At 74.2% G+C, this 22,889-nt stretch carries 20 protein-coding genes, 1 tRNA gene and 1 pseudogene; 14 read left to right on the top strand and 8 right to left on the bottom strand.

Going from position 1 to position 22,889, the window contains the following annotated elements:
- Positions 1-20: 20 nt before the first annotated feature.
- From IF67_RS0125595 to IF67_RS0125585, 3 genes and pseudogenes are all read right to left on the bottom strand, one after another.
- A pseudogene (locus tag IF67_RS0125595) lies at positions 21-953 on the bottom strand (chitinase); the annotation flags it as partial.
- Between the two features lie 301 nt (positions 954-1,254).
- Positions 1,255-2,658, bottom strand: coding sequence for a sensor histidine kinase (locus tag IF67_RS0125590; RefSeq protein WP_030989444.1), 1,404 nt, complete (start codon positions 2,656-2,658; stop codon positions 1,255-1,257).
- A 115-nt stretch (positions 2,659-2,773) separates the two neighbouring features.
- Positions 2,774-3,466: a response regulator transcription factor gene (locus tag IF67_RS0125585; protein ID WP_030989442.1), complete on the bottom strand. Its 693-nt coding sequence runs from the start codon at positions 3,464-3,466 to the stop codon at positions 2,774-2,776.
- A 118-nt stretch (positions 3,467-3,584) separates the two neighbouring features.
- On the opposite strand from IF67_RS0125585, the gene IF67_RS0125580 reads away from it, so the two are divergent.
- Positions 3,585-4,157: a hypothetical protein gene (locus IF67_RS0125580; RefSeq protein WP_030989440.1), complete on the top strand. Its 573-nt coding sequence runs from the start codon at positions 3,585-3,587 to the stop codon at positions 4,155-4,157.
- Positions 4,158-4,184: 27 nt separating this feature from the next.
- On the opposite strand, the gene IF67_RS0125575 is transcribed toward IF67_RS0125580, so the two are convergent.
- Together IF67_RS0125575 and IF67_RS46025 are read right to left on the bottom strand one after the other, a co-directional pair.
- Positions 4,185-5,045, bottom strand: coding sequence for a spermidine synthase (locus IF67_RS0125575; protein ID WP_030989438.1), 861 nt, complete (start codon positions 5,043-5,045; stop codon positions 4,185-4,187).
- Positions 5,046-5,239: 194 nt separating this feature from the next.
- On the bottom strand, positions 5,240-5,575 hold the full coding sequence (locus IF67_RS46025) for a chaplin (RefSeq protein WP_030989436.1): 336 nt from the start codon (positions 5,573-5,575) through the stop codon (positions 5,240-5,242).
- Between the two features lie 244 nt (positions 5,576-5,819).
- On the opposite strand from IF67_RS46025, the gene IF67_RS0125565 reads away from it, so the two are divergent.
- From IF67_RS0125565 to IF67_RS0125540, 6 genes are all read left to right on the top strand, one after another.
- Positions 5,820-6,335: a hypothetical protein gene (locus IF67_RS0125565; RefSeq protein WP_199812779.1), complete on the top strand. Its 516-nt coding sequence runs from the start codon at positions 5,820-5,822 to the stop codon at positions 6,333-6,335.
- 60 nt (positions 6,336-6,395) lie between these two features.
- Positions 6,396-7,583: a glycosyltransferase family 4 protein gene (locus IF67_RS0125560; RefSeq protein WP_078889627.1), complete on the top strand. Its 1,188-nt coding sequence runs from the start codon at positions 6,396-6,398 to the stop codon at positions 7,581-7,583.
- Positions 7,580-9,127: a sugar transferase gene (locus IF67_RS0125555; RefSeq protein ID WP_030989432.1), complete on the top strand. Its 1,548-nt coding sequence runs from the start codon at positions 7,580-7,582 to the stop codon at positions 9,125-9,127. The genes IF67_RS0125560 and IF67_RS0125555 overlap by 4 nt, the downstream gene beginning before the upstream one ends.
- Positions 9,124-9,456, top strand: coding sequence for a hypothetical protein (locus IF67_RS0125550; RefSeq protein WP_030989430.1), 333 nt, complete (start codon positions 9,124-9,126; stop codon positions 9,454-9,456). Before IF67_RS0125555 ends, IF67_RS0125550 begins: the two co-directional genes overlap by 4 nt.
- The gene (locus tag IF67_RS0125545) at positions 9,453-10,730 is read left to right on the top strand and encodes a glycosyltransferase (RefSeq protein ID WP_030989428.1); all 1,278 of its coding nucleotides are present in this window, start codon (positions 9,453-9,455) and stop codon (positions 10,728-10,730) included. The genes IF67_RS0125550 and IF67_RS0125545 overlap by 4 nt, the downstream gene beginning before the upstream one ends.
- A gap of 475 nt (positions 10,731-11,205) precedes the next feature.
- A complete protein-coding gene (locus tag IF67_RS0125540) occupies positions 11,206-12,465 on the top strand; it encodes an NAD(P)-binding domain-containing protein (protein WP_030989426.1) in 1,260 nt (419 codons plus the stop codon).
- Positions 12,466-12,525: 60 nt separating this feature from the next.
- Here the strand turns inward: IF67_RS0125540 and IF67_RS0125535 are convergent, their stop codons facing one another.
- The gene (locus IF67_RS0125535) at positions 12,526-12,972 is read right to left on the bottom strand and encodes a hypothetical protein (RefSeq protein WP_030989424.1); all 447 of its coding nucleotides are present in this window, start codon (positions 12,970-12,972) and stop codon (positions 12,526-12,528) included.
- Between the two features lie 245 nt (positions 12,973-13,217).
- Between IF67_RS0125535 and IF67_RS0125530 the strand changes: the two genes are divergently transcribed.
- On the top strand, positions 13,218-14,666 hold the full coding sequence (locus IF67_RS0125530; protein WP_037839844.1) for a hypothetical protein: 1,449 nt from the start codon (positions 13,218-13,220) through the stop codon (positions 14,664-14,666).
- Between the two features lie 123 nt (positions 14,667-14,789).
- Here IF67_RS0125530 and IF67_RS0125525 read toward each other — a convergent pair whose 3' ends face one another.
- On the bottom strand, positions 14,790-15,383 hold the full coding sequence (locus IF67_RS0125525) for a histidine phosphatase family protein (protein ID WP_030989420.1): 594 nt from the start codon (positions 15,381-15,383) through the stop codon (positions 14,790-14,792).
- Positions 15,384-15,651: 268 nt separating this feature from the next.
- On the opposite strand from IF67_RS0125525, the gene IF67_RS0125520 reads away from it, so the two are divergent.
- The 6 genes from IF67_RS0125520 (at position 15,652) to IF67_RS0125495 (ending at position 21,387) form a co-directional block, all read left to right on the top strand.
- Positions 15,652-16,935 carry a hypothetical protein gene (locus IF67_RS0125520; protein ID WP_420708715.1) on the top strand — a complete coding sequence of 428 codons (1,284 nt, stop codon included), beginning with the start codon at positions 15,652-15,654 and terminating at the stop codon, positions 16,933-16,935.
- Positions 16,926-18,476 carry a hypothetical protein gene (locus IF67_RS0125515; protein ID WP_030989418.1) on the top strand — a complete coding sequence of 517 codons (1,551 nt, stop codon included), beginning with the start codon at positions 16,926-16,928 and terminating at the stop codon, positions 18,474-18,476. The genes IF67_RS0125520 and IF67_RS0125515 overlap by 10 nt, the downstream gene beginning before the upstream one ends.
- A 40-nt stretch (positions 18,477-18,516) precedes the next feature.
- Positions 18,517-19,899 carry an AAA domain-containing protein gene (locus tag IF67_RS0125510; protein ID WP_030989416.1) on the top strand — a complete coding sequence of 461 codons (1,383 nt, stop codon included), beginning with the start codon at positions 18,517-18,519 and terminating at the stop codon, positions 19,897-19,899.
- A gap of 150 nt (positions 19,900-20,049) precedes the next feature.
- Complete coding sequence (locus IF67_RS0125505; protein ID WP_078889626.1) at positions 20,050-20,433, top strand: hypothetical protein; 384 nt, start codon at positions 20,050-20,052, stop codon at positions 20,431-20,433.
- Between the two features lie 188 nt (positions 20,434-20,621).
- Positions 20,622-21,257 carry a bifunctional DNA primase/polymerase gene (locus tag IF67_RS0125500; RefSeq protein WP_030989412.1) on the top strand — a complete coding sequence of 212 codons (636 nt, stop codon included), beginning with the start codon at positions 20,622-20,624 and terminating at the stop codon, positions 21,255-21,257.
- Positions 21,258-21,313: 56 nt separating this feature from the next.
- Positions 21,314-21,387, top strand: a tRNA-Lys gene (locus IF67_RS0125495).
- A 111-nt stretch (positions 21,388-21,498) separates the two neighbouring features.
- Here IF67_RS0125495 and IF67_RS39530 read toward each other — a convergent pair.
- Entirely contained in the window at positions 21,499-22,740 is a 1,242-nt protein-coding gene (locus IF67_RS39530) for a M6 family metalloprotease domain-containing protein (protein WP_051818589.1), read from the bottom strand.
- Positions 22,741-22,889 lie beyond the last annotated feature (149 nt).

Below are 22,889 nucleotides of genomic sequence, written 5' to 3'. Positions count from 1 at the left end.
GCCCGGACCGCCGGTGGGGGTCAGCCGGTGTACGCGCCGAAGGCCTTGGTGAAGTCCAGCGGGCTCTGCTCGATGGAGCTACAGGTCGGCTGGGCGGAGTTGCCCGCGCCGCCCGGGCAGGCCTTGTCGCGGGTCCCGGACCACATCGACAGCCAGGCCAGGTGCTTGTCCTGGGCGAACTTCACCAGCTCGGTGGCGTCGTCGGTCTTGAAGACCTCGTTCTGGACGTCGTTGACGCCGATCATCGGGGTCACGGCCACGGCCTTCCAGGCGGCCGCGTCGCTCAGGCCGAGCGCCTTCTTGATCTGGCCCTGGGTGGCGGTGGCGGCCTGGGTCGCGTAGGCGCCCATGTCGCCGTTGTAGGAGGGGCCGTAGTCCATCGCCATGATGTTCACGGCGGAGATCTTGACGCCGTTCTTCTTGGCGTCGGCGACCAGGTTCACCCCGTCCTGGGTCAGGCCCTCGGGCATGACCGGCAGGGTGAAGGAGACGTCCAGACCGGGGTGCTTCTTCTGGAGCTGGGTGATGGCCTGGGCGCGGCGGGTGTTGGCAGCGGTGTCGGGCAGCGCGCCGCCCTCGATGTCGAAGTCGGCCTTGGTGAGCTCGAACTGGTCGATGACCTTGCCGTACGCGGCGGCCAGCTCGTCCGCGGAACCACAGGCCACCCCGAGCTCGGAGCCGTTGGCGCCGCCGAAGGAGACCCGGACGTCGCCACCGGCCTTGCGCAGGGCGGGTATCTGCCGGGCCACCGCGTCGTTGCCGAGCTCGCCGGAGCCGCCCCACTTGGGGGTGCAGCCGCCGCCGGAGGTGACGAACGCCAGGGTGAAGTTCTTCACCCCGGTCTTCTGGGCGGTGCCGGCCAGGTCGTAGGCGGGGGCGAGCGAGGTGTCGACGTACGGGGCGAAGCCGGCCGCGGTCTTCGGGGCCTTCGTCGTGCCGCCCTGCGGTGCCTTGGCGGCCAGGGCCGAACCGGCGACGGCGAAGGCGCCGCCGGCCGCGACCAGGGCGGCCGCGCCGCTCACGATCAGCTTGGTGGTGCGGCTCTTGCGCCGGCGGTGTACCGAGGAACTCATCGCGTGCCTGCCTGTCGTCACATGGGGGGGGTGGAGTGCACCGTGGTGCGTCCCGCACGCTAGCGGCAGGGAAACGGACAAATGTCGGTAATGGTGCGGAGGTTGGGGGACTTATGAACGCCTTAAGGAAGCGGAAGGGAGTGGTTAAGAGCCGGGGGCACATGCCCGGCGGGGCGGACGTTCAGGGGCCGGTGCGCGCGGTCCGCCGCCGCCGGCCGCCGAGCGTGCGGCGCAGCCGGTGGCCCCGGCGGGTGCCGGGGCGGGCCCGCCGGTCGTCCAGCGCCAGCCAGACCCGTACCTCGGTGCCGCCGAGGACGGAGCGGCCGATGCGCACATCGCCGCCGGTGGACTCGGCCAGCCGCCGCACGATGTCCAGGCCGAGGCCGGTGGAGCCGTCCCCACCGCCGCCGTGGCCGCGGCGCAGCGCCGCGTCCGGGTCGGCGATGCCGGGGCCGGCGTCGGAGACCAGCACGATCACCGCCTCCTCCGCGTTGTGGACGTCTACCGCGAAGGCGGTGCCCTCGGGGGTGTGGCGGAAGACGTTGCCGAGCATCGCGTCCAGGGCGGCGGCGAGTTCGGGGCGGGCGACGGGGACGCGTACGGGGTGGTCCGCGCCGGCGATGCGTACGGTGCGGCCCTCGTCCTCGGCGAGCGCCGACCAGAAGCCCATCCGCTCGCGGATCACCTCGGCGGCGTCACAGCCGGCCGCGGCGGCCGCCTGCCGGGTCTGGGCCTTCTGTTCCCGGGCGGTGCGGATGATCTGGTCGACCTCGCGCTCCAGTTGCTCGACGGCGGCCCGGGTCTGCTCGGCGGCCGGGGTGTCGCCGAGCGAGGCCGTGTTGAGCCGGAGCACGGTCAGCGGGGTGCGCAGCCGGTGCGAGAGGTCGGCGGCCAGTTCGCGTTCGTTGGCCAGCAGTTGGACGACCTGGTCGGCCATGGAGTTGAAGGCGCTGGCCGCGGAGCGCAGTTCCTTGGGGCCGTCCTCCGGGACGCGGACGCCGAGTTTGCCCTTGCCGAGGTCGTGGGCGGCGCCGGCCAGCCGCTCCGCGGGCCGCACCATCCGGGTGCCGAGCCGGTCGGCGACGGCGACCGAGCCGATGATCAGCGCGAGGCCGACCCCGGCCAGCACCACCCAGGAGGTGGTGACGCCGTTGGTGAGCGCCGCGTCGGGGACGAAGACCTCGACGACAGCGATGCCGGAGGCGACGGCGGTCGGCTGGAGGAGCGAGGAGCCGCCGGTGACCGGTGAGATGGACGCCCGGCCGAGCTTGGCGGCGGCCTCGACGTCCTTCTGCGCGGCGCGCCGGGAGCCGATCTCGGCGGGCTTGCCGTTCTTCCCGCTCGCCGGGACATGGACCCCGATCCGGCCGCCGGGGCCGGTCTCCGCGCTGGCCACGGCGCGCTCCAGCTGGGGGCGGTCGGTGGTGATGGCGAGGACCGGGCCGATGGTGGCGGCCTGCCGCTCGGCATTGGAGTAGGCGCGGTCGCGGGCCAGCTCCTTGACGACCAGTCCGAGGGGGACGGCGAAGGCGACCACGACCATCGTGGTGACGGCCAGCGCCACCTTGACCAGGGCCCATCTCACTGTGTCTGATCCTTCTCTCCCGGACTCCGTCCGGGGGCACCCCCATCTCCGCCCGCGAGGCGCAGAAGTGCAGCTCTCGCCGTCCTCTGCGGCCCGGCGGCCTCGCGCGCGACGCTCACTGCGGCGGCTCCAGCTTCACCCCGACACCCCGCAGGGTGTGCAAGTAGCGCGGTTTCGCGGCGGTTTCGCCCAGCTTGCGGCGCAGCCAGGACAGATGGACGTCGATGGTCTGGTCGTCGCCGTAGGACTGCTGCCAGACCTCGGCGAGGAGTTCCTTGCGGGCGACGACGACGCCGGGGCGCCCGGCGAGGAAGGCCAGCAGATCGAATTCCCTGCGGGTCAGATCGAGGGCGACGCCGTCCAGTTCGGCCTGCCGGCGCAGCGGGTCGATGGACAGCCCGCCGACCCGGATCACTCGTGAGGGCGGTTCCGCGCCGGCCGCGGCGGCCCGGGAGCGGCGCAGCACGGCCGCCATCCGGGCCGAGAGGTGCTCGACGGAGAACGGCTTGGTGAGGTAGTCGTCGGCACCGTCGTTCAACAGCCGTACGATGTCGGCCTCGTCGTCCCGGGCAGTGGCGATGATCACGGGGACATCGGTGATGCCGCGGAGCATCTTCAGCGCCTCTCCCCCGTCCAGATCGGGCAGGCCGAGGTCGAGGATGACGACGTCGAAGCCGACGTGCGCCACCTCGCGGAGCGCCTCCAGGGCGGTACCGACGCTGCGTACCGTGTGGGCGGCCTCGGTCAGATGCCGGATGAGTGCCGAGCGTACGAACTGGTCGTCCTCGACGACGAGCACACGTGCCATGGGCGGCACCGTACGCCATTCGGGGAGGGTTCCCCGCCCGAGGTTGACACCTGGGCGGCGCACTCCGGCGTGCGCGACGGGCTGCAACGGGGCGGGCCGGTGGTGCAGTATGAGCCGGATGCAACGAGGACTGGTTCACGCGGCGGCCTGGACGCTGGCGACCGGCGCCGCGGTCACCCTGTCGTGGTTCGGCGTGCACACCGTGCTGTCCGGCACGGCGTACGACGCGCCGCGCGCGCTGCCCATCTCCGACCAGGTGGCCTCCTCGAAGGCGCCGGAGGACGACGGCGCCGCACCGCGCGTCTCCTCCACCCACCGCCCCAAGCCGTCCCGTTCGCCCGCCCGCGGCACGGCGTCCCCCGACGGCACCCCGTCCCACTCCGGCAGGCCGTCGCACAGCGGCACGCCCCGGTCGGGGTACCCGGGCGCCGGCTCGCCGGGCAGCTCCGCGCCGGGCACCGGCGGCCAGGTCAAGAGCTACTCCACGGCAGGCGGCCGGGTGGTCTTCGCCATGGGCGGCCGCTCGGCAGAGCTGGTGTCGGCGACGCCGAACTCGGGCTGGGAGATGCAGGTGTGGAAGCAGGACGGCTGGATCCGGGTCGACTTCTCCGGCGGCAGCGCCCATACGTCCGTGTTCTGCACCTGGAACGGCCATCCGCCGACCGTGCAGACCAGCGAGGACGCGACGTAGCACCGCCCCGCGTGGCGCGGCCCGTCGTCAGTCGAAGGTCTCGGCCGGCGGAGCGGGCGAGGCGAGGGCCGTGGCGTCGGTGACCGCGGCCGCGCCGCCGGTGAAGTCCAGCAGCGCCCGGCCGTGTTCGACGCGTCCGGCCTGCGGATCGGTGGCCGCCCGCCGGGTCAGTTCGGCGACCGGCAGTTCCCCGTCGGCGGCCAGCAGGACGGCGTTGCCGAAGCGCTTGCCGCGCAGTACGGCCGGGTCGGCGGTCAGACAGAGCTCGGGGAAGACCGTACGGGCCGTGGCGATCTGCCCGCGCAGGAAGCGCAGCGGCGGCCCGTCGGCGAGGTTCGCCGCGTAGAACCCGCCGGGCCGCAGCGCACGGTGTATCTCCGTCAGGAATTCGGTGCTGGTCAGGTGGGCCGGTGTGCGTGCGCCGCCGAAGACATCGGCGATGATCAGATCCGCCCAGCCGTCCGGGATCTTCGCCAGGCCGGCACGGGCATCGCCGCCGCGCACCCGTATCCGCCAGCCGCTGTCCAACGGCAGCTTCTGGCGGACGAGTTGGACGAGCGGGGTGTCGATCTCCACGACCTGCTGGGTGGACCGCGGGCGGGTCGCCGCGACATAGCGGGCCAGGGTCAGGGCGCCGCCGCCCAGATGGACCACGCGCAGCGGTTTGCCCGGCGGTCCGGCCAGGTCGGCGACGTGCCCGAGCCGCCGTTGATAGGAGAAGTCGAGGTACGCCGGGTCGTCGAGGTCCACATGGGACTGCGGGGCACCGTCGAGCAGCAGCGTCCAGCCGCGCGGCCGGTCCCGGTCGGGCCGCAGTTCGGCAAGCCCGCCGTCCACCGTCTCCATGACGGACTCCGGTCCGCCGCGCGCGCGTCTGCTCTTCGCCATGCCCTCCAGTATGACCCCTGCCTCGGAGGCCGTATCCGCTGGTCAGCGAGGTGCGGCCGGCCGGAGGGGTGCCGCGGGGCGGCCGGGCGTACAGGTCAGAGCGGCGGACCACCCACGACCGAGGTCACGGGTGATCCGCCAACTGCACACCATGATCCGTGCCGGCCCGATGTCCATCCGGGCCGGCGGGCGGGTCACCTATTGACGCATGCGTTCCCGAACGCCGGGTTCAGCGCCGCGAGAAGGTTGAGGCTGTTGCCGCAGACGTTGATCGGAATGTTGATCGGCACCTGGACATTGTTACCGCTGAGGATGCCAGGAGAGCCCGCTGCAAAGCCGGCCGCATTGGCACCGGAACGGTGGTTGTAGAGACCGCGGTGGTCGTTGCGGTAGTGGTCGTGGTAGTGGCGGTTGTGATTGTGGTGACGGCTACCGTGGTTTCCGTCGCTGGCCGATGCCACACCTGCGCCACTCAGCACCACGGCGCAGCTGGCCGCAGTCATCGCGGCGGCCGTGACAAAGCGCTTCATCCCATTCTCCTTTCAGTTCGTGAATGGGGCAACCAGTCACAACGAACGAAATGAGTCAGAGATGCGGGCATTCCCTCTTCCGAGAATATATTAGGCCTTCTGGCAGTAACGACGCATCCGCCTACCACCCGGTATTCCGCTGAACGGGGCCCCCGACCGGCATCCGGCGTGCCTGCCGCGGTTTCCAACATGATTTCTGTCAGAGTGTTCTCCAGTTTGACTGATTGAAGTCGGAGAGGAAGACATGCGGAAGTCGATGGACCGCACCACGCGCGGCGTCGTATGCGCACCGGCCTCCCTGGCTTTGCCGGCCTCCCTGAACAGCAAGCGGCCGCTGCGCAGAATTGCACGGCGGGACGGCTTCCAGACGCCGGGAACTCACCGCCGCTCGTTTTCGGTACGGCAGAACGAACTGTGTATCCCGGCGCATGCACATGGCCGCGCGGGCGTGGTGGCATACGACGGCGACCGGGGCCGCGGAAATGACGCGCTCTCCGTCCGGGCGGGCCGGCACCGCGCGCAGAAGGCGGGCGATTCCGCCGATCCGGCGAACGACGTGATGAACTCGGCCGTCACTGAATCGGGCCGGCCGGCGAAGCGGCGTCCCGCCTCCTGCAACACGCTCGGATTCGACTCCGGCGTATTCGGCATCGGCCCCGCGCTGCGGTCCGGCGGCGATCGGCTCGCTTTCCGCTTCGCCACCCGCAATCCCGGATATCTGCTCGGCGCGCTCTTCCGCCGAATCGATACCAGGCACTGAGCGGCGCGCGCCGGAAATTCTCGCAGAGTTCTGTCAGCTCGGTAATCAGGGGAGCAGTGCGTGCTGCCGCAAGACCTGCTGTGCCAAGAGCGGCCAACGGTTCTCCATGTTTCCCAGCCCGTCGACGGCGGGGTCGCCCGGGTCGTCACCGACCTGGTGCGGGCCCAGGTGGCGGCGGGACTGCGGGCCGTGGTCGCCGCACCGTCCGGTGGGGAGCTGCACCGGGACGCCGCCGCGGCGGGCGCCGAGATCGTCCCCTGGCCCGCGCGCCGCTCCCCCGGCCCGGCACTCGCCGGTGAGACCGCACGGCTGGCCCGGCTGGTCCGGCGGACCGGCCCGCACCTGATCCATACGCACAGCGCCAAGGCCGGGCTCGCCGCCCGGCTGGCCGTCCGCGGCCGGATCCCGACGGTCCATCAGCCGCATGCCTGGTCCTTCGAAGCGGCCGGCGGGACGGCGGGGCGGCTGGCACTCGGCTGGGAGCGGTATGCCGCGCGCTGGGCCGACCGGTTGCTGTGTGCGAGCGAGGCGGAGCGGCTGCGGGGAGCCGAAGCGGGGGTGCCGGCCCGGTGGGCGGTGATCCGCAACGGAGTGGACCTGGACCGCTGTGCGCCCGCGTACCGCGATGACGCGGCACGGCGCGCGCTGCGCCGCGACCTGCCCGCACTCGGCGATCTGCCGCCGGACGGGCCTCTGGTGGTGTGCGTGGGGCGGCTGTGCCCGCAAAAGGGCCAGCTGTCGCTGTTGCGCGCGTGGCCCGCGGTCGGTGCGGCCGTCCCGGACGCCCGGCTGGTGCTGGTGGGCGACGGCCCGGACCGGGAGCTGCTGCATGCGGCCGCACCGCCCGGTGTGCGCTTCGCGGGCCGGGCCCGCAGCGCCGTCCCCTGGTACCGGGCGGCGGATCTGGTCGTCCTGCCGTCCCGCCGGGAAGGGATGGCGCTGGCCCCGCTGGAGGCGATGGCCTGTGGCCGCCCCGTGGTGGTCACCGATGTCGGCGGGGCCCGGGAGAGCCTGCCGCCCGGGGCCGCACCGCACTGTCTGGTGCCGCCCACCGATCCGGCCGCCCTCGCACAGGCCGTACTCGGTCTGCTGACCCGCCCTCAGCTGCGCACGACGCTGGCCCACCGGTCCCTGGAGCACATGCGGGCGACGTACGACGTACGGCACACCGCCGCGGCGGTCCTCGGCCTGTACCGCGAACTGCTCGGTGTGGCGTGCCCCGAGAGCACGGAGCGGATCAGCCGATGACGACGGACAGCACGGACGCGCCCCATTCCGCCCGGGTCCCGCTCCCGTCGGCGGCACCCCGGCCCGCGGCCGTCGCGGTCCATCCGCCCCGCGGGCCGGGGCGGGAGACCCTGCCCCCGCCCCGGCCCGGCCGCGGCACACGGCGGCGGACCGTCGCCCCGCTGATGGCCGCCGACTCCCTGGCCACCCTGGGCACCGCCCTGCTCGCCCTCGGCACCGGTACGGCGCCGGCGGCGCTCGCCGCCATGGTGCCGGGCCTGCTGCTGCTCCACCGCGGGGCCGGGCTCTACCGGCCCGGCCCCGCCCCCCTCGCGCTGAACGACCTGCCGGCGCTGCTGGGCCGGGCCGCCGTCTGCTGGTGCGCGGTGGCCGCGGTGCTCGCCGCCGCGGACCCCGGGCAGGCGCTGCCGCCGTCCCTGCTGGTGTGCGCGGTGGCGGCGCACACCCTGCTGGCCTTCGGCGGCCGGGCCACGGTCTACCGGGCGCACCGCGCCGCCGCCCGCCGCAGACCGCGCGCCACCCTGATCGTCGGCACCGACCCGGCCGCCCGGCAGCTCGCCGCCGTCCTGCACGCCCACCCCGAGTACGGCATGCGTCCGGTGGGTCTGGTCACGCCGCCGTCGCTGCTGCCCGGCGGGCCCGACACGCCCCCGGCCCGCGGGCGGCTGCCGCTGCCGCGGCTCAGCTCCGCGCAGGAGATCACCCGGGCCGTCATCCAGAACACCGTGCGGGACGCGGTGTTCACGCTGCCGCCGTACGGCGATCCGCACACCGCCGCCCTGCTGCGCCGCTTCATCGACCAGGGCTCGGCAATCTGGCTGGCCGGCGCCCCGGCCGCCCGGGAGGGCCGTACGCCGCATGCGGGCACCGACCATCTGTGGGGCTTCGCCTGCCGGCGGCTGGAGACCGCCCCGCCGCGGCACGGCGGCCGGGGCAAGCGGGCGCTGGACCTCGCGCTGGCCGTCCCGGCGCTGGTGGTCGCGGCCCCGGTGCTGCTGGGCTGCGCGCTCGCGGTACGGCTCGCCGACGGGCCCGGCGTGCTCTGCCGACAGGAACGTGTCGGCCGGGGCGGGCGCCGCTTCACCCTGCTGACGTTCCGCACCCTGCGTGCGGGGGACGCGGACGAGGGGGACGAGGCGTCGACGCAAGGGGACGTGACGGACGACGGCCGGACGAGCGGGGTCTGCCGGACGAGCGGTGCCGGCCGGACGAGCGGGGTCGGCCGGCTGCTGCGGCGCACCGCGCTGGAGGGGCTGCCGCAGCTGTGGAACGTGCTGCGCGGCGAGATGAGCCTGGTCGGGCCGCGCCCGGAGCGCCCCTGCGTCGTCCAGCAGTGCAGCCAGGCCCACCCGGAGTACGCCGCCCGGCACCGGATGCCGGTGGGCATCACGGGACTTGCCCAGGTACACGGGCTGCGCGGCGGCACCTCCGTCGAGGACCGGGTCCGCTTCGACAACCTCTACATCGACAGCTGGTCGCTGTGGCAGGACATCCGGATCCTGCTGCGCACCGTGGCCCGCCTGGTGCGGCCGGAGGGCAGATGAGCGCGGGCGCACCGGTGTCCGCGCTGCCCGCGCCGTGGCGCACGGCCGGCCGGGGCAGCGGGCGTCGGCGGCGCAACGGCCTCTGCTCGGCGTACGGCACCGTCGGCACCCGGCCCGTCGCGGCGGTACGCGCGGCCGGCCACTGCTCTGCCTGCGCCCTCGACCCCGGCCCGCCGGCCGGCCGGCACGCCCTGCCGCGGTTCCACATCGGCATCGCGGACACCCCCTGGCGGCTGCACCTCCAGCGCGCGCTGCACCCGCTGCGCCGCCGTGCGCTGCCCCTCGACGAGACCACCACCCCGGCCGCTACCCCAGGAGGCATCCGGTGAAGGTTCTGCACATCATTACGGGCCTCGACGTGGGCGGCGCCGAGCAGCAGCTGCGACTGCTGCTGCGCCGGCTGCCCGCACACTGCGAGGTCATCACCCTGACCGATCCGGGCCCGGTCGCCCATGGCATCGAGGCCGACGGCACCCCCGTGACCCACCTCGGCATGACCGGCAACCGGGACCTGACCGCGCTCCCCCGTCTCGCCGGAATGATCCGCGGCGGCGGCTACGACCTGGTGCACACCCACCTCTACCGGGCCTGCGTCTACGGCCGGATCGCCGCCCGGATGGCCGGTGTACGGGCCGTGGTCGCCACCGAGCACTCGCTCGGCGATGCGGTCATCGAGGGGCGCCGGCTGACCCGCGGCGTCCGCACGCTCTACCGGGCCACCGAACGGCTGGGCACGGCGACGGTCGCCGTCTCGGACACCGTCGCCGCCCGGCTGCGCCGCTGGGGCGTACCGGAGCAGCGGATCCATGTGGTGCCCAACGGCATCGAGGCGCACCGTTTTGCGTTCGATCCGGCCGCCCGTGCCCTGGTCCGCACCCGGCTGGGGCTGCCGCTGGACGCCTTCGTGGTCGGCGGCGCGGGCCGGCTGGTGCCCGGCAAACGGTTCGACGTACTGGTCCGCGCGGTGACCCAACTGCCGGGCGTGCATCTGCTGCTGGCGGGCGCGGGGCCGGAGCGGGAGATGCTGCGGCGGATGGCGGAACAGTTCGGCTCGGGCGACCGGATCCATCTGCTGGGCGAGCGTGACGGGGCCGTCGACGCCATGGCCGACGGACGGGCGGCTGACGGACGGCCGGCCGACGGGCCCGACATCCCCGGCCTGCTCTCGGCCATCGACGTCTTCGTCTCGCCCTCCCCGGACGAGGCGTTCGGGCTGGCCGTTCTGGAGGCGCTCGGGTCCGGGCTGCATGTGCTCTACGGCAGCTGCCCGGCGGTCGACGAACTGCCCGCCGACCAGGCGCCCGGCGCCCGCCACTTCAGCCTCGGGGTCCATGAACTCGCCACCGCACTACGGGAGTTGCGGCGTGGCGGGCCGGGCCGACTGCCGGTCCCGCCGGTGGTGCGGCGCTATGACATCACCCGTAGCGCCGAGGCGCTGATGTCCGTGTACGAGCAGGCCGTGGCCGCCGCCGCCCCGGTACGGCGCCGGAACCCCGCGGCGGTGCCCCCGCCCCAGGGCCGGACGGCCGCGCTCCCCGCGGCGGCCGTGTCGCTGCCGGACCCGTCCCGGTCGCCCGACCCGTCCCGGCTCTCGAAGAGGTAGCTGCCGGACGGCCCGGGGAGCGGGGACTCCGGCGCCCCTCGATGTCCGCCCAGCGCCCGCCGGGCAGTGAGGTGTGGCCGACCCGGCGTCCGTGCAGCCGAGCCGGTGTGCGGACCGGCCGGCCGCCGCACGCCCTCCGCATCGGCCCCAGGAAGGCGACCGGTGGCAGAGGGGAGGGCGGAGATGCGGCGGCGGGCGCGCGTCCTCCTCGACGTCAGCCCCCGGCCCGGCGACCGGTTCCGGCTCTTCACCGACCCGTTCTCGGGGCTCGATGTGGTCCGTGCGCTGCACCTCGATCTGACCGGCCGCACGGTGCCGCTCGCGCGCAGCGCCACCGGGCAGCACCCCGCTCCCGGCCCGCCCGATGCCGCCGCGACCGCTCGGAGTGCCGCATCGGCCTCAAGGGACGGCACCCCGCGCCCCCATGCGGCACGGACAACCCGCACCGCACAAAGAGAAAGAGCAGGGAACTTCCATGTACGACCTCGTGGTGGTGGGCGCCGGCCCCTACGGACTCTCGATCGCCGCACATGCGGCGGCGGCCGGACTGCGGCTGCGGGTCCTGGGCCGGCCGATGGCCTCCTGGCGGGACCGCATGCCCGACGGCATGCTCCTCAAGTCCGAGCCCTGGTCCTCCGATCTCTCCGACCCGTCGGGCGGCCACACCCTGGCCGACTACTGCGCCGCCCACGACCTGACCGCCGAGCACGGCGTCCCGCTGCCCCTCGACACCTTCACCGCCTACGGCAGATGGTTCGGCGAACGGGCGGTGCCACAGGTCGAGGAGGTCACCGTCACCGGCGTCCGCCCGGACGGTGACGGCTTCCACGTGGAGACGGACACCGGCGAGCAGATCACGACCCGGACCGTGGCGCTGGCCGTCGGCGTGATGCCGTTCGTCAACCGCCCCTGGCCGCTGCTCGAACTGCCTCCGGACCTCGCCTCGCACAGCAGCGACCACCGCGACCTGCGCCGCTTCCACGGCCAGGACGTCACCGTGATCGGCTCCGGACAGGCGGCGCTGGAGACCGCGACCCTGCTCGCCGAACAGGGCGCCCGGCCCCGCGTCGTGGCCCGCGCCGACCGGCTGCGCTGGGACGCCCCGCCCCAGCCGCTGGAGCGCGGCCGGCTGCGTGCGCTGCGCGATCCGCACTCCGGGCTCGGCACCGGCTGGCCGAGCCGGCTGTGGTCGGAGATGCCCTGGGCGGTGCGCCGGCTGCCCTCGGCGACCCGGGTACGTATCGCCGAGACCGCGCTGGGCCCGGCCGGTGCCTGGTGGCTGCGGGAGCGCTTCGAGCCGGCCGTGCCGGTCCTGCTGAGCCACCGGCTCCGGGCGGCGGTCCCGCACGACGACGGGGTGCGGCTCCACCTCACCCATACGGACGGCGGTACCGAGACCGTGGACACCCGCCATGTGGTCGCGGCCACCGGTTTCCGCCCCGACCTCGGACGGCTGCGGCTGCTCGTTCCCCACGTACGCACCACGCTGCGGACGGTGGGCGGCAGCCGGGCGCCCGAGCTGAGCTCGGGCTTCGAATCGTCCTGGCCCGGACTGTTCTTCGCGGGGCTGCTGACCGCCCCGTCGTTCGGCCCGTCGATGCGCTTCGTGTACGGAGCGGACTTCACCGCGGCGCGGCTGCTGCGCGGCGTACAGCGCCGGCTCGGTGACCGGCGCGGCGCCACCACCATCCCCCGCCCGGCGAGGGACAGCGCACCGGCCGCGCAGGGGACGTAGAACGCGGGCTTCCCACGCCCAAGGGGTCGTCCGGCACCGGCCGGGCGGCCCCTGCGCTGCTCACTGACAGCGGTCGACGGCCTCGATCGTGCGGGCCGCCTCGCCGAGCGCCGCGCGCAGCACGGCCGGGTCGGTGGCCTCGGCGCCCGCGCCCTCCGGGGGCACCAGCCAGCCGGTGCCGGTCACCGGCGGCTGTGCCGCGGTCCCTTCACCGCACAGCGCACCCAGCGCGATGCCCCGCCCGGAGGTCTGGGTACAGGCGCTGCCCGGCACGTCCCAGCCCGCTGCCGTGCCCGCGGGCACCAGAAAGCCCAGGGTGTCGCAGGTGCCGTCGTGCAGGACCGGGCCGACGCCGTCCCGCAGCCGGAGGATGTCGACGGCTTCCAGCCCCTGCCGGGCCGGCACCGTCACGAGGTCGCACGACTGCGCCGGTACGGCCGGTGCCCCGCCTGCGACGGCCTGGCCCACGGACCCGTTGCCGCCCCTGCTCACGCCGGTCTCCCACACGGGGAACCCCTCCTCCTGCACGCACCGGACCCTTTACACCGACTTCAACGGTCAGACGTGTCAACAGCTACGGCGGCGTAACGCTGCAAAGGATGGCAGTTCATGGCAGATCGTGCGCGAGATATCCGTTTTGTAGGCAAACTCTCCGTATCGGAGCCATCACAGCCGGTACGGTCATCCCGCCGCACCGCCAGGAGGCGGCATCGCCACCTGATGGCACGGAGAGGGCACGGAGAGGGTCCGCCATGGCGTCGCCAGCAGCAAGTTCAGCGTCGTCCCGCACCGTACCCGTCCGCCCGAACCTCGCTTTCCGACAGCTGCGCGGCCGGCTGTCACCAGGCGAGTTCGCGGCGGCGGTCCGACGGTCCGCCCGTGAGATCGGCGAACAGGTCTCGTGCGACGCCCGCTATGTGGGCCGCGTCGAGTCCGGGGAGATCAGGTGTCCGAACTACGCCTACGAGCGGGTGTTCCGGCACATGTTCCCGGGGCTGACGCTGCCCGACATGGGTTTCGCGCCGCGCGAGGCGGTGCGCGGACGGGGGGCGCGTACGGCGGCGGTCAGCGCCGCGCCCCTGGCAACCGACCCCGACCACCGCGATACCTGTATCCAGATCTGCGAGGAGAGCGACGTGCTGCGTCGCGCGTTCATCACCGGCGGCCCGGCAGCGGCCCTGGGCTTTGCCGCCCTGCATCCCATCGAGGCCGCTGCCGCCGCCGCATCCGCCCGGGTGCCGGGCCCCCGCGCATCGGCCACCGGCCGGGCCGGCGCCGCCGAGGCCTCCGCCGTCGAGGAGGCCGTCCGCCAGATCCGGCTGCTGGACGACCGGCACGGCGCGGAGGGCATCTACCGCCGCGCCGCCCAGCCGCTGCGCGCCGCCTACGAGCTGCTGGACGCGGGCGTACAGCGCAGATCGGTGTCCGACCGGCTGCACGCCGGAGCCGGTGAACTCGCCATCACCGTCGGCTGGTTGGCACATGACTCGGGCCGCTTCGGCGACGCCCGCTCGCACTACGCGGAGGCCCTGGCCACCGCCCGGGTCTGCGGCGATGCCGCCCTGGAGGCCCACGCCTTCTGCAACACGGCCTTCCTCGCCCGCGACGCCGGCCGTCCGCGCGAGGCGGTGCGCGCCGCGCAGGCCGCACAGCAGGCCGCCAGACATCTGGCCTCGCCGCGGCTGCTGTCGCTGCTGGCGCTGCGCGAGGCGGGCGGCTGGGCGGGGCTGGCGGACCGCTCCGGCTGCGAGCAGGCGCTGGCCCGGGCGGAGCGGCTGTTCGCGGGCGGACCGCGGGACGGCGACCCGGAGTGGATGACGTTCTACGGCGAGGCCGAACTGGCGGGCCTCCAGGCGCAGTGCTGGTCGGCAATAGGCGAAGCGGGGCGCGCGGTGGAGCACGCACGCCGGGCGGTGGCTCTCCAGGATGCCCACTTCACCCGCAATATCGCCCTGTTCACCGCGGAGCTCGCGGGCGATCTCGCGGACAGCGGTGCGCCCGAGGAGGCCGCCGCGGCCGGGGTCCGGGTGCTGACGCTGCTGACCCAGGTCCGCTCGGCCCGTATCCGTACGATGCTCGACGGCACGGCCCGCACGCTGCGGGCGCACCGCGACTGCGGCGCGGTCGCCGACTTCCTGGAGCGGCACGCGGCGTCGGCCGCATCCGAGGACGGGACGGCGGCCCCGGACCCCGCCGACTGACGGCGCCCGCCCGTCGGGCGGGCTCCTACGGGCCGTCAGGCGACCCGCGGAGTCAGTACCTTCGCGCCGTCAGGCGGCCCCGGAGTCCGTCCCTTCGGGCCGTTCCGGGTCCCGGACCTGCCCTCAGCCGAGGTGTCCGGTGTCGTTCCAGCGCTCGATCGCCGGCTCCCCGTAGGCCCAGCCGAGCACCGACAGGGACGTCGGCTCCAGCCGGATCCGGGCGCCGAAGGAGATGTCGAGGCCCAGCCAGCGGGCACCCAGGGCGCGCAGGATGTGGCCGTGCGCGAAGACCAGCACATCGCGGTCGGCCGAGCGCGCCCAGCCGATGACCTCGTCGGCCCGCGCGGTGACGTCGGCGAGCGTTTCGCCCTCCGGCACACCGTCGCGCCAGATGAGCCAGTCCGGCCGCCCTGACTTGATCTCGGCCGGCGTCAGGCCCTCGTACGCGCCGTAGTCGAACTCCATCAGCGCATCCCACTGCTGTGCCCGGTCCCCGAAACCGGCCAGCTCACAGGTCTCCTTCGCCCGCACGAGCGGGCTGGTGCGGACCTCGACGCCCGGCAGGCCGTCCCAGGGTGCGCGGTGCAGCCGCTCGCCCAGCAGCTTGGCGCCGCGCCGGCCCTCGTCCAGCAGCGGGATGTCCGTACGGCCGGTGTGCCTGCCGGACAGCGACCACTCGGTCTGCCCGTGCCTGGCCAGGAATATGCGCGCTGCCATGGTCGTACCTCTCGCCGACTTCTCGGCTGTTCGTTGCTCGGTGCGGGCGGCGTCGACCGCGGGCCTTCCATCATCGCGCATCGGGTCGTTTTGTCCCTGACCGGGGAGGCCGTCATGCCGCTGACCGGGGACGTCGCCCGGTCCGTGAGCGGGGAAGCCGTCCGGCACCGGCCGGCCGGTGCCTGCCCGGGGCGCGCCGACCGTACAGCGTAGGGGCACCCCCGGGGGCGGCACCCGCAGGCGGCCGGTCCGTGGCCGGTCGCCCCACATGTCGGTGCCGGATGCGAGACTTCCGCAGGTGAACGTTTTCCGCGACAGCCGACCCGCACCGGCCGCCCCCGGGGCGGAGCAGCCGGTGGCGACACCGGGCCTGCGGCAGAGACTCACCGAACTGCGCGGCCCCGGGGTGCGCCCGCGCTCCCTCGACGCCCGCGCGCTCGCCGCGCTGGCCGCCAACCCCGGCTGCCGGCGCCGTGCGCTGCTGGACGGCGCGGGCATCGACAAGGGCGCGCTGGCCCAGGCGCTGGGCTCGCCCGCGGCATACGGACAGTCCCAGTTCGCGTTCGTCCGGGGCAATGCGTTCGAGGCCCGCGTGAAGGCCGACGGCGGCACGGAGTTGCTGCGGCTGCTGCACGAACGGCTGGCGCCCGGCACCCCCGCCCCCTCGCCCGATGAGGTCGCCACCCCGGATCTGTCCGCGGCCGGGCCCGAGGGCCGGGCGGCGCGTACGGCGCTGGCGCTGCGCGAGGCGACCGCGGCCGGCGGCTGGGCCCTGCTCGACCATCCGCTGCTGGCCGTCGAGGTGGCCGGCTCGCCCGCCTATGTGGAGCCGGATGCGGTGGTGGTGCATCCGGACGGCAGCTGGACGGTCGTCGAGATCAAGTCCTTCCCGATGATCGACGGTTCGGCGGACGCCGCCAAGGTGGGCGCCGCCGCGCGGCAGGCGGCGGTGTACGTCCTGGCCCTGGAGCAGGTCGCGGGGCATGTCGGCGCGCGTACGGGCCGGGCGGTCCGGGTCCGCGACCGGGTGCTGCTGGTGTGCCCGAAGGACTTCTCCAACCTCCCCACGGCCGCGGCGGTCGACGTCCGCAAACAGCTGGCCACGACCCGGCGGCAGCTGACCCGCCTGACCCGGGTCGAGGAGATCGCCGCCGTTCTTCCCGCCGAGACCACCTTCGACCTCCGGCTCGCGGACGACGGGAAGACCGCGACCCGCCCGCCCGAGGAGCTGGCCGAGGCCGTCGAAGCGGTCGGTGCGGCCTACGCCCCCGAGTGCCTGGCCGCCTGCGAGCTGGCCTTCCACTGCCGTAAGCGGTCCCGTCAGGACGGCGCGGTGGAGGCGCTGGGGCGCGGTGTACGGGGCGAGTTGGGCGGGCTGCGCACCATCGAGGAGGTGCTGGCGGCGGCCGGACCGGACGGCCCGGAGCCCCCCGCGGACCCGGACGGTCCGGACGACCCTGCCGTGGTGGCGCTGCGCCGGGCCGCCGCGCTGCGCGCCGAGGCGCTGGCCGCCGTGCCGGCGCAGCGAGCAAAGGAGCCGGGATGTCCCTGATCGAGACGCTGGCCCGGATGGAGGCGGTCGCCACGGGCCGCGCGCAGCCGCGGTGCACGGTCCGGCACCGCCATCTGTCGGAACGCCCCCTGGTCCTCGTCCTGTTGACGACCGCGGGCGAGGCCGGCGCCCCGCTGGGCGCGCTGGTCGGCACGGACCGCGAGAAGCCGCAGCTGCTGGCCGTTCCGCAGCCGCGCGACCGCGATCTGCGGTTCGCGTTCCTCGCCGAGCTGGCCGAGACGGTGCTGCCGTATGTGGACGGCTTCGCGGACGCCATCGGGTGGGAGGAACGCAAGGAGACCGACCCGGAGACGGGCAAGAAGGTCCCGGTGCAGGTCGAACTGTGTGCGGACGCACCCCAGTTGATCGTGCCGAGCGCCGCCGGTATCGAGTTCGTCCGGCTGCTGGGCCGCTCGATGCGGTTCCGGCGGACGGCCGAGCAGGAGCCGGAGACGCCGTACCCCGCACCGCCGCACGTCCCGCTGCTGGGCCGCTGGCTGACCCATTTCGGCGAGCGGGCGCGGGTCCCCGGCGCGAGCCTGCTGCTGTCCATGACGGGCCTGCTGACCCGCCACTGGGCGAGCGGCCAGAGCGTGCTGGAGGACCAGCACCTGGGCGCGCTGCTGTCCTGGATCGACCCGCCGCCGGGGCTGTCGGGCCAGGAGGCGGCCGAGCGCGCCGAGTCGGCGCGCGGCGCGGACGGGCAGCTGCTGTGCCCGCCGGCCGGCCCGGCCACCGACCCGGCGTTCGACAACCGGCTGCTGGCCCCCGCGATGGCCCGCTACGACGCCGGGCTGCCGGGCGCCGAGGATGCGCTCCGCGCCCTCGTCGAGCGGCAGCTGCGGCCGACCTGGGACGCCGTCTGGCACGGCCTCGACCTGCTGCGGGCGCTCCCCGCGGGCACCCGGGTCCCCGACCGCTGGAAGCGCGACCGCTGGTCGTACACGGCGCACCGCGACCGGGTGCGCGCCGGGGAACCCCCGCAGCCCCGGCAGGACGACGCGGTCACCGCCGCGCAGAAGCTGTCCGCACGGGAGACCGCACAGGCCCAACTGGACGCCCAGGAAGCCCTGGACGACCCGTTGGTGATGGCGGGGCGCCGGCTGGCCGGCGAGGCGTTCCAGGGCACGGTCACCGCCGTCGAGATGGCGTTCTCCGAGGGCAAGCGGCCGATGCCCCGTCCGCTGGTCACGCTGCGGACGGCCGACCGCCCGCAGCTGTCCGAGGGCGGCAAGCTCTACCGCGCCCTGGCGGACGGCAGGACCCAGACCGCCGAATTCGTGGCGGCCGCGGGCGAGCAGCCGGGTGCGCCGGTGGTGCGGCTGACGGGCGGGATGGGGCGCGGCAGGACACCGGAGCCCGGATCGGTGCCCGAGCCGGACGAGACCGTGTGCTGGACGCTGTTCGAGCACGCACCGCGCGGCGGCCCGGAGCTCCCGGACCCCGAGGACACCCCGTGGACCCACGGCGGCCCCCCGCCCGGCGCCGCGGACGCACCGCACGACTCCCCCGACCCCGTGACCCCGGAGGACTTCCTGTGACCCGCGCCCGGTATGCGACCGCCCTGGAGAACACCGCCGTATGACGGCCACTCAGGATCCCCACGCCACCACAGCCGGCTCCTTCGATCCCGCCGCCGCGGCCGCCACGGCGACCGAGGCGATCCTGCACGACACGCTGCACGGCTCCCGGCGCGGCGTGGTCGTGGACTCCCCGCCCGGCGCCGGCAAGTCCACCCTCGTGGTGCGGGCGGCCCGTGAACTGGCTGCGGCCGGACGCCCGCTGATGGTGATCGCGCAGACCAACGCCCAGGTCGACGACCTCGTGCTGCGGCTCGCCGAGAAGGACCCGCAGCTGCCGGTCGGCCGGCTGCACAGCAGTGAGCCCGGCGCATTCGACCCGGCGCTGGCCGAGCTGCCCGCGGTCCGTACGTCCGCGAAGGCCGCCGATCTCGCCGGGATGGACATCGTGGTCTCGACAGCCGCGAAATGGGCGTACACCAAGGTCGACGAGCCGTGGCGGCACGCCATCGTGGACGAGGCCTACCAGATGCGCTCCGACGCGCTGCTGAGCGTCGCCGGGCTCTTCGAGCGGGCGCTGTTCGTCGGCGACCCGGGCCAGCTGGACCCGTTCAGCGTGGTCGGCGCGGAGCAGTGGGCGGGGCTGGCGTACGACCCGTCCGCGAGCGCGGTGTCCACCCTCCTGGCCCACAACCCCGATCTGCCGCAGCACCGGCTGCCGGTTTCCTGGCGGCTGCCCGCCTCGGCCGCGCCGCTGGTCTCCGCCGCGTTCTATCCGTACACCCCCTTCCGCAGCGGCACCGGCCACGGCGACCGCCGGCTGGCGTTCGGGGTGCCGGGCGACGGCTCGGGGGTGGACCGCGTCCTGGACGAGGCCGCGGAGTCCGGCTGGGGCCTGCTGGAACTCCCCGCCCGCCGTACGCCGCGCACGGACCCGGAGGCGGTCCGCGCGGTGGCGCAGGTCGTGCGCCGGCTCCTGGACCGCGGTGGCGCCGCGACCAGCGAGGGCCAACGCGATCCGGACGGGGTGCCGGTCCCGGTGCCGCTGACCGCGAGCCGGATCGCGGTCGGCACGGCCCATCGCGACCAGGCGGCGGCCGTCCGCTCCGCGCTCGCCGGCCTCGGCGTGACCGGGGTCGCGGTGGACACCGCCAACCGTCTCCAGGGCCGGGAGTTCGATGTCACGGTCGTACTCCACCCGCTCTCCGGCCGCCCCGACGCCACCGCGTTCCATCTGGAGACCGGACGGCTGTGCGTGCTCGCCTCCCGCCACCGGCACGCCTGCATCGTGGTCAGCCGGGCGGGCGTCGCCGACCTGCTGGACGAACATCCCTCGACCGAGCCGGTCCGTCTGGGCGTCACGGTCAAGTTCCCGGACGGCTGGGAGGCCAACCACGCCGTCCTCGCCCACCTGGCGGAACACCGGGTGGCATGGCGCCCGTAACCGGGTGGCATGGGTCCCTGGGGGAGTTGCCCGCCATCTGCCGCCGCGGGCGGAAGGGAAGGCGGCGGCCGGCCCCCGTACGGCACGGCCTCCGGCCCCCTTGCGCGGGGCGGGACAATGGAATGCGGCACACGATCTGGAGGTAGGTACATGTCCGAGCCGCGACCGGCTCCCGACCCGCGTGGTACGGCGCCGGGACCACGGCGGATGAAGCCCGCGCAGCTGCTCTTCGAGCCGCCCGAGGCCGTCGCCGACCCCGAGCACTTCTTCGGCCTGGAGTCGATGGAGGACCCGCGCGAGCTGCTCAGCCGTGCCACGGAGCTGGCCCTGGCCTTCCGCGCCGCGGCCGACCGCGCCACGGAGTTCCAGGCACTGGCCGCCGCCCAGCTGACCGATCCCAGCCGGTTCGACCGGATGCCGCCGGCCGTGCTGGCGGAGCAGGCGGAGTGGACCGAGGACTATGCGCAGAAAATGATCGAGTTCGGCGCCGGTCTGATGCGCAGCAGCAGCACCCTGCCGGGCGACATGGACTGAGCCCCCACGGTCCCGCCGACCACCCCAGGCGTCACATCCGCACCACACGCCCCGCTACGGCTCATGGTCCATGATCATGAGCCGCTGGCATATGCAAGAGGCGCAAGATAGCGGCTCCCCCACCACCCCGTCCCGTTTTCCGTCAATCAGCTCAACGCGCACGCGCCGGCTCGGTAGACCTGTCCCCCATGAGCGAATGGCTGCCTGAGACCCCCCGCACCCTGGCCTTTCCCACCGCCGCGTACGTCACCCTCGCGGGCGCCGACTGGCTCGCCTCCGCCAGCCCCCACCCCGACGAGATGCACACCCTGTGGGCCACCCGCCCTGCCGCGCCGAGCGTGCTGCCGTGCGGCACCGCCTTCGACGTGATCAACGCTCCCGCGCTCTTCGGGCGGCGGATGGTCGACCGCTTATGGTCCGACGGTCCCGGCTCGGGCCCGGTGGCGGCGCACCGCGGCCGGATCCTGCTCTTCGCCGCTCCGGGCACGGCCCAGCGGCTGCCCGCGCTGCTCGGCTGGGAGGAGTGGGCCACCGCCGTCCCCCCGCTGCTGTGCCACGGCAGCGGCGATGCGGTCACCGTCCCGCCGCTGCACCCCTGTCGTGGCGCCACCGAGGACGCACCCGCAAACGGGCCGTTCCTGGCCGCCGAGGAACCGTCCGCCCCGGCCGGTTCCCGCTGGCTGGTGGCGCCGGACATCCGCGACCCCTGGCTGCCGGGACCGGACGTGCTGCTGTGGGCCTGTGTCCGCGCCGCCCGCTCCGTGGCCGGTGCCGAGCAGGAAACCGCAGCTCAGCACGCCGTTTCGGCACTGACCCGGGGCTGAGACAAACCGATTTTTGTCCTCCCCGACCATGATGCTAATGTTTTCCCCGTCAGCAGGCGCCGCTAGCTCAGTTGGTTAGAGCAGCTGACTCTTAATCAGCGGGTCCGGGGTTCGAGTCCCTGGCGGCGCACAGACAGTCGAAGGCCTCCACCACGGTGGGGGCCTTCGTCGTATGCCGGTCCCTTCGCGCGCACTGCGGTCGTCCGCCGCGGCATCGGGACCGCCGGGCATCCGCGGGGCGTCAGTCACGCCCGACCTTGACCGCCCAGTCCCCGTCGGTCGTCCGGCCCTCCACCTGGATGCGTACGCCGTCCTCGGCGTCGTTCATGCTCTCCCCCACGCCCAGGGGCGCGTCCGCGAGCGGCGGGTAGACGGAGGAGCCCCGGCAGGCCGAGGTGCCGGGGTGCCCGTCGAGGACCTGCACGGGTCCCGTCCCGGAGGGCGCCCGGCTGCGCACGCGGTAGACCAGGACACCCTCGGCACACATGGAGCGGTCATTGCCCATGGCACCGCGTGCCTCGATGGCGACGGCGCTTTCGGGCCCCGTACGGGCCACCAGGAGCCGCGTGTGGCGCTGGGCACGGGGCTCCTTGGGGGCGGACAGCGTACGCAGCGAGTGCACGGCCGGGTGGGTCAGATCGACGCAGTCAACCTGGTTGTCGGAGATCCAGCCCAGCTTCCATTTGTGCCAGGCGAAGGGGTCGGGCGCCAGACCGAACTGGCTGCCCATGAGGTCCCAGTCGCCGACGTAGGTGTCCCAGTCGCCCTTGCCGTCCGCCGGCCGGTGGTAGAGGTCCGGCAGGTCGAAGACGTGCCCGGTCTCGTGGGCGAGGACATTGCGGTCCGGCGGGGTCTGCTCGAAGACGGTGACGAACCGGCGCAGATCGCGGTCGTCGGCGTGCATCGGGCGGTCGAGGTTGACGACCTTGGTGGCGTCCGAGTCGACGCCGGGGGCGTCCGGGTCGGCGACGAAATAGACCACGTCGAAGCGGCCGAAGTCCACGAACGGGTCGGCGGCGGCGACCGCGTCGCGCAGATACGAGGAGCGCCGGCCGGCGTCCCAGTCGCGCTGTATTCCGTAGGAGGCGGACGGGTGCGGCATCCGGATCCAGTACCGGTGGACGCGCGGGCGCAGCCGGAACTTCCCGTACGAGGCGCGGTCGAAGAAGCCGGAGGTGGCGGGGAAGTAGTCGCGGGAGAGCTCTTCCGGGTCGGCGGACGGCCGGGCGTCCGGGAAGGACAGGTAGATCATGACGGCGTCGAGCGGCCGGTCCGGGCGCGGATAGGCGCTGTTCCAGCTGTCGACGCCCTCGGAGTGGTGCGCGTCGGTGCGCCCCAGGGCGCACGGGAGGGCGGCCTCGGAGGCGGTGGCGGGTCCGGCGACGATGGACGTCGCGATGAGCGCACTCAGGGAAGTGGCGACGGCCGCGACGCGCCGCAGACGGCGGCGATCCACCCCGTCGGGTGTCTGAGCGCGCGGCACATCTACCTCCAGGGACGGATTCGGAGACCTCACCTACCCTGTGGCGATTTAATGCTATTCGTCCTGTTTTACAGCCCCGGAAGAGTGACCGGCGCGTCTTCGTCACCCCGTAACGGAAAGTCACAAACAGCCAATGGGGCATTCAGTAC

This window comes from Streptomyces sp. NRRL S-1813, from assembly GCF_000719605.1.
Classification (GTDB): Bacteria; Actinomycetota; Actinomycetes; order Streptomycetales; family Streptomycetaceae; genus Streptomyces; species Streptomyces decoyicus.
Note: the sequence above shows the minus strand (reverse complement) of the source record. Positions and strands in the feature narration are given on the sequence as shown.

What these genes read in the sequence shown, in the direction of transcription:
- IF67_RS0125585 (WP_030989442.1), bottom strand. Translation starts at nt 3,466, where the DNA reads ATGGCACGTGTGCTCGTCGTCGAGGACGACCAGTTCGTACGCTCGGCA.
- IF67_RS0125580 (WP_030989440.1), top strand. Translation starts at nt 3,585, where the DNA reads ATGCAACGAGGACTGGTTCACGCGGCGGCCTGGACGCTGGCGACCGGC.
- IF67_RS0125575 (WP_030989438.1), bottom strand. Translation starts at nt 5,045, where the DNA reads ATGGCGAAGAGCAGACGCGCGCGCGGCGGACCGGAGTCCGTCATGGAG.
- IF67_RS46025 (WP_030989436.1), bottom strand. Translation starts at nt 5,575, where the DNA reads ATGAAGCGCTTTGTCACGGCCGCCGCGATGACTGCGGCCAGCTGCGCC.
- IF67_RS0125565 (WP_199812779.1), top strand. Translation starts at nt 5,820, where the DNA reads ATGCGGAAGTCGATGGACCGCACCACGCGCGGCGTCGTATGCGCACCG.
- IF67_RS0125555 (WP_030989432.1), top strand. Translation starts at nt 7,580, where the DNA reads ATGACGACGGACAGCACGGACGCGCCCCATTCCGCCCGGGTCCCGCTC.
- IF67_RS0125550 (WP_030989430.1), top strand. Translation starts at nt 9,124, where the DNA reads ATGAGCGCGGGCGCACCGGTGTCCGCGCTGCCCGCGCCGTGGCGCACG.
- IF67_RS0125540 (WP_030989426.1), top strand. Translation starts at nt 11,206, where the DNA reads ATGTACGACCTCGTGGTGGTGGGCGCCGGCCCCTACGGACTCTCGATC.
- IF67_RS0125530 (WP_037839844.1), top strand. Translation starts at nt 13,218, where the DNA reads ATGGCGTCGCCAGCAGCAAGTTCAGCGTCGTCCCGCACCGTACCCGTC.
- IF67_RS0125525 (WP_030989420.1), bottom strand. Translation starts at nt 15,383, where the DNA reads ATGGCAGCGCGCATATTCCTGGCCAGGCACGGGCAGACCGAGTGGTCG.
- IF67_RS0125520 (WP_420708715.1), top strand. Translation starts at nt 15,652, where the DNA reads ATGTCGGTGCCGGATGCGAGACTTCCGCAGGTGAACGTTTTCCGCGAC.
- IF67_RS0125515 (WP_030989418.1), top strand. Translation starts at nt 16,926, where the DNA reads ATGTCCCTGATCGAGACGCTGGCCCGGATGGAGGCGGTCGCCACGGGC.
- IF67_RS0125510 (WP_030989416.1), top strand. Translation starts at nt 18,517, where the DNA reads ATGACGGCCACTCAGGATCCCCACGCCACCACAGCCGGCTCCTTCGAT.
- IF67_RS0125505 (WP_078889626.1), top strand. Translation starts at nt 20,050, where the DNA reads ATGTCCGAGCCGCGACCGGCTCCCGACCCGCGTGGTACGGCGCCGGGA.
- IF67_RS0125500 (WP_030989412.1), top strand. Translation starts at nt 20,622, where the DNA reads ATGAGCGAATGGCTGCCTGAGACCCCCCGCACCCTGGCCTTTCCCACC.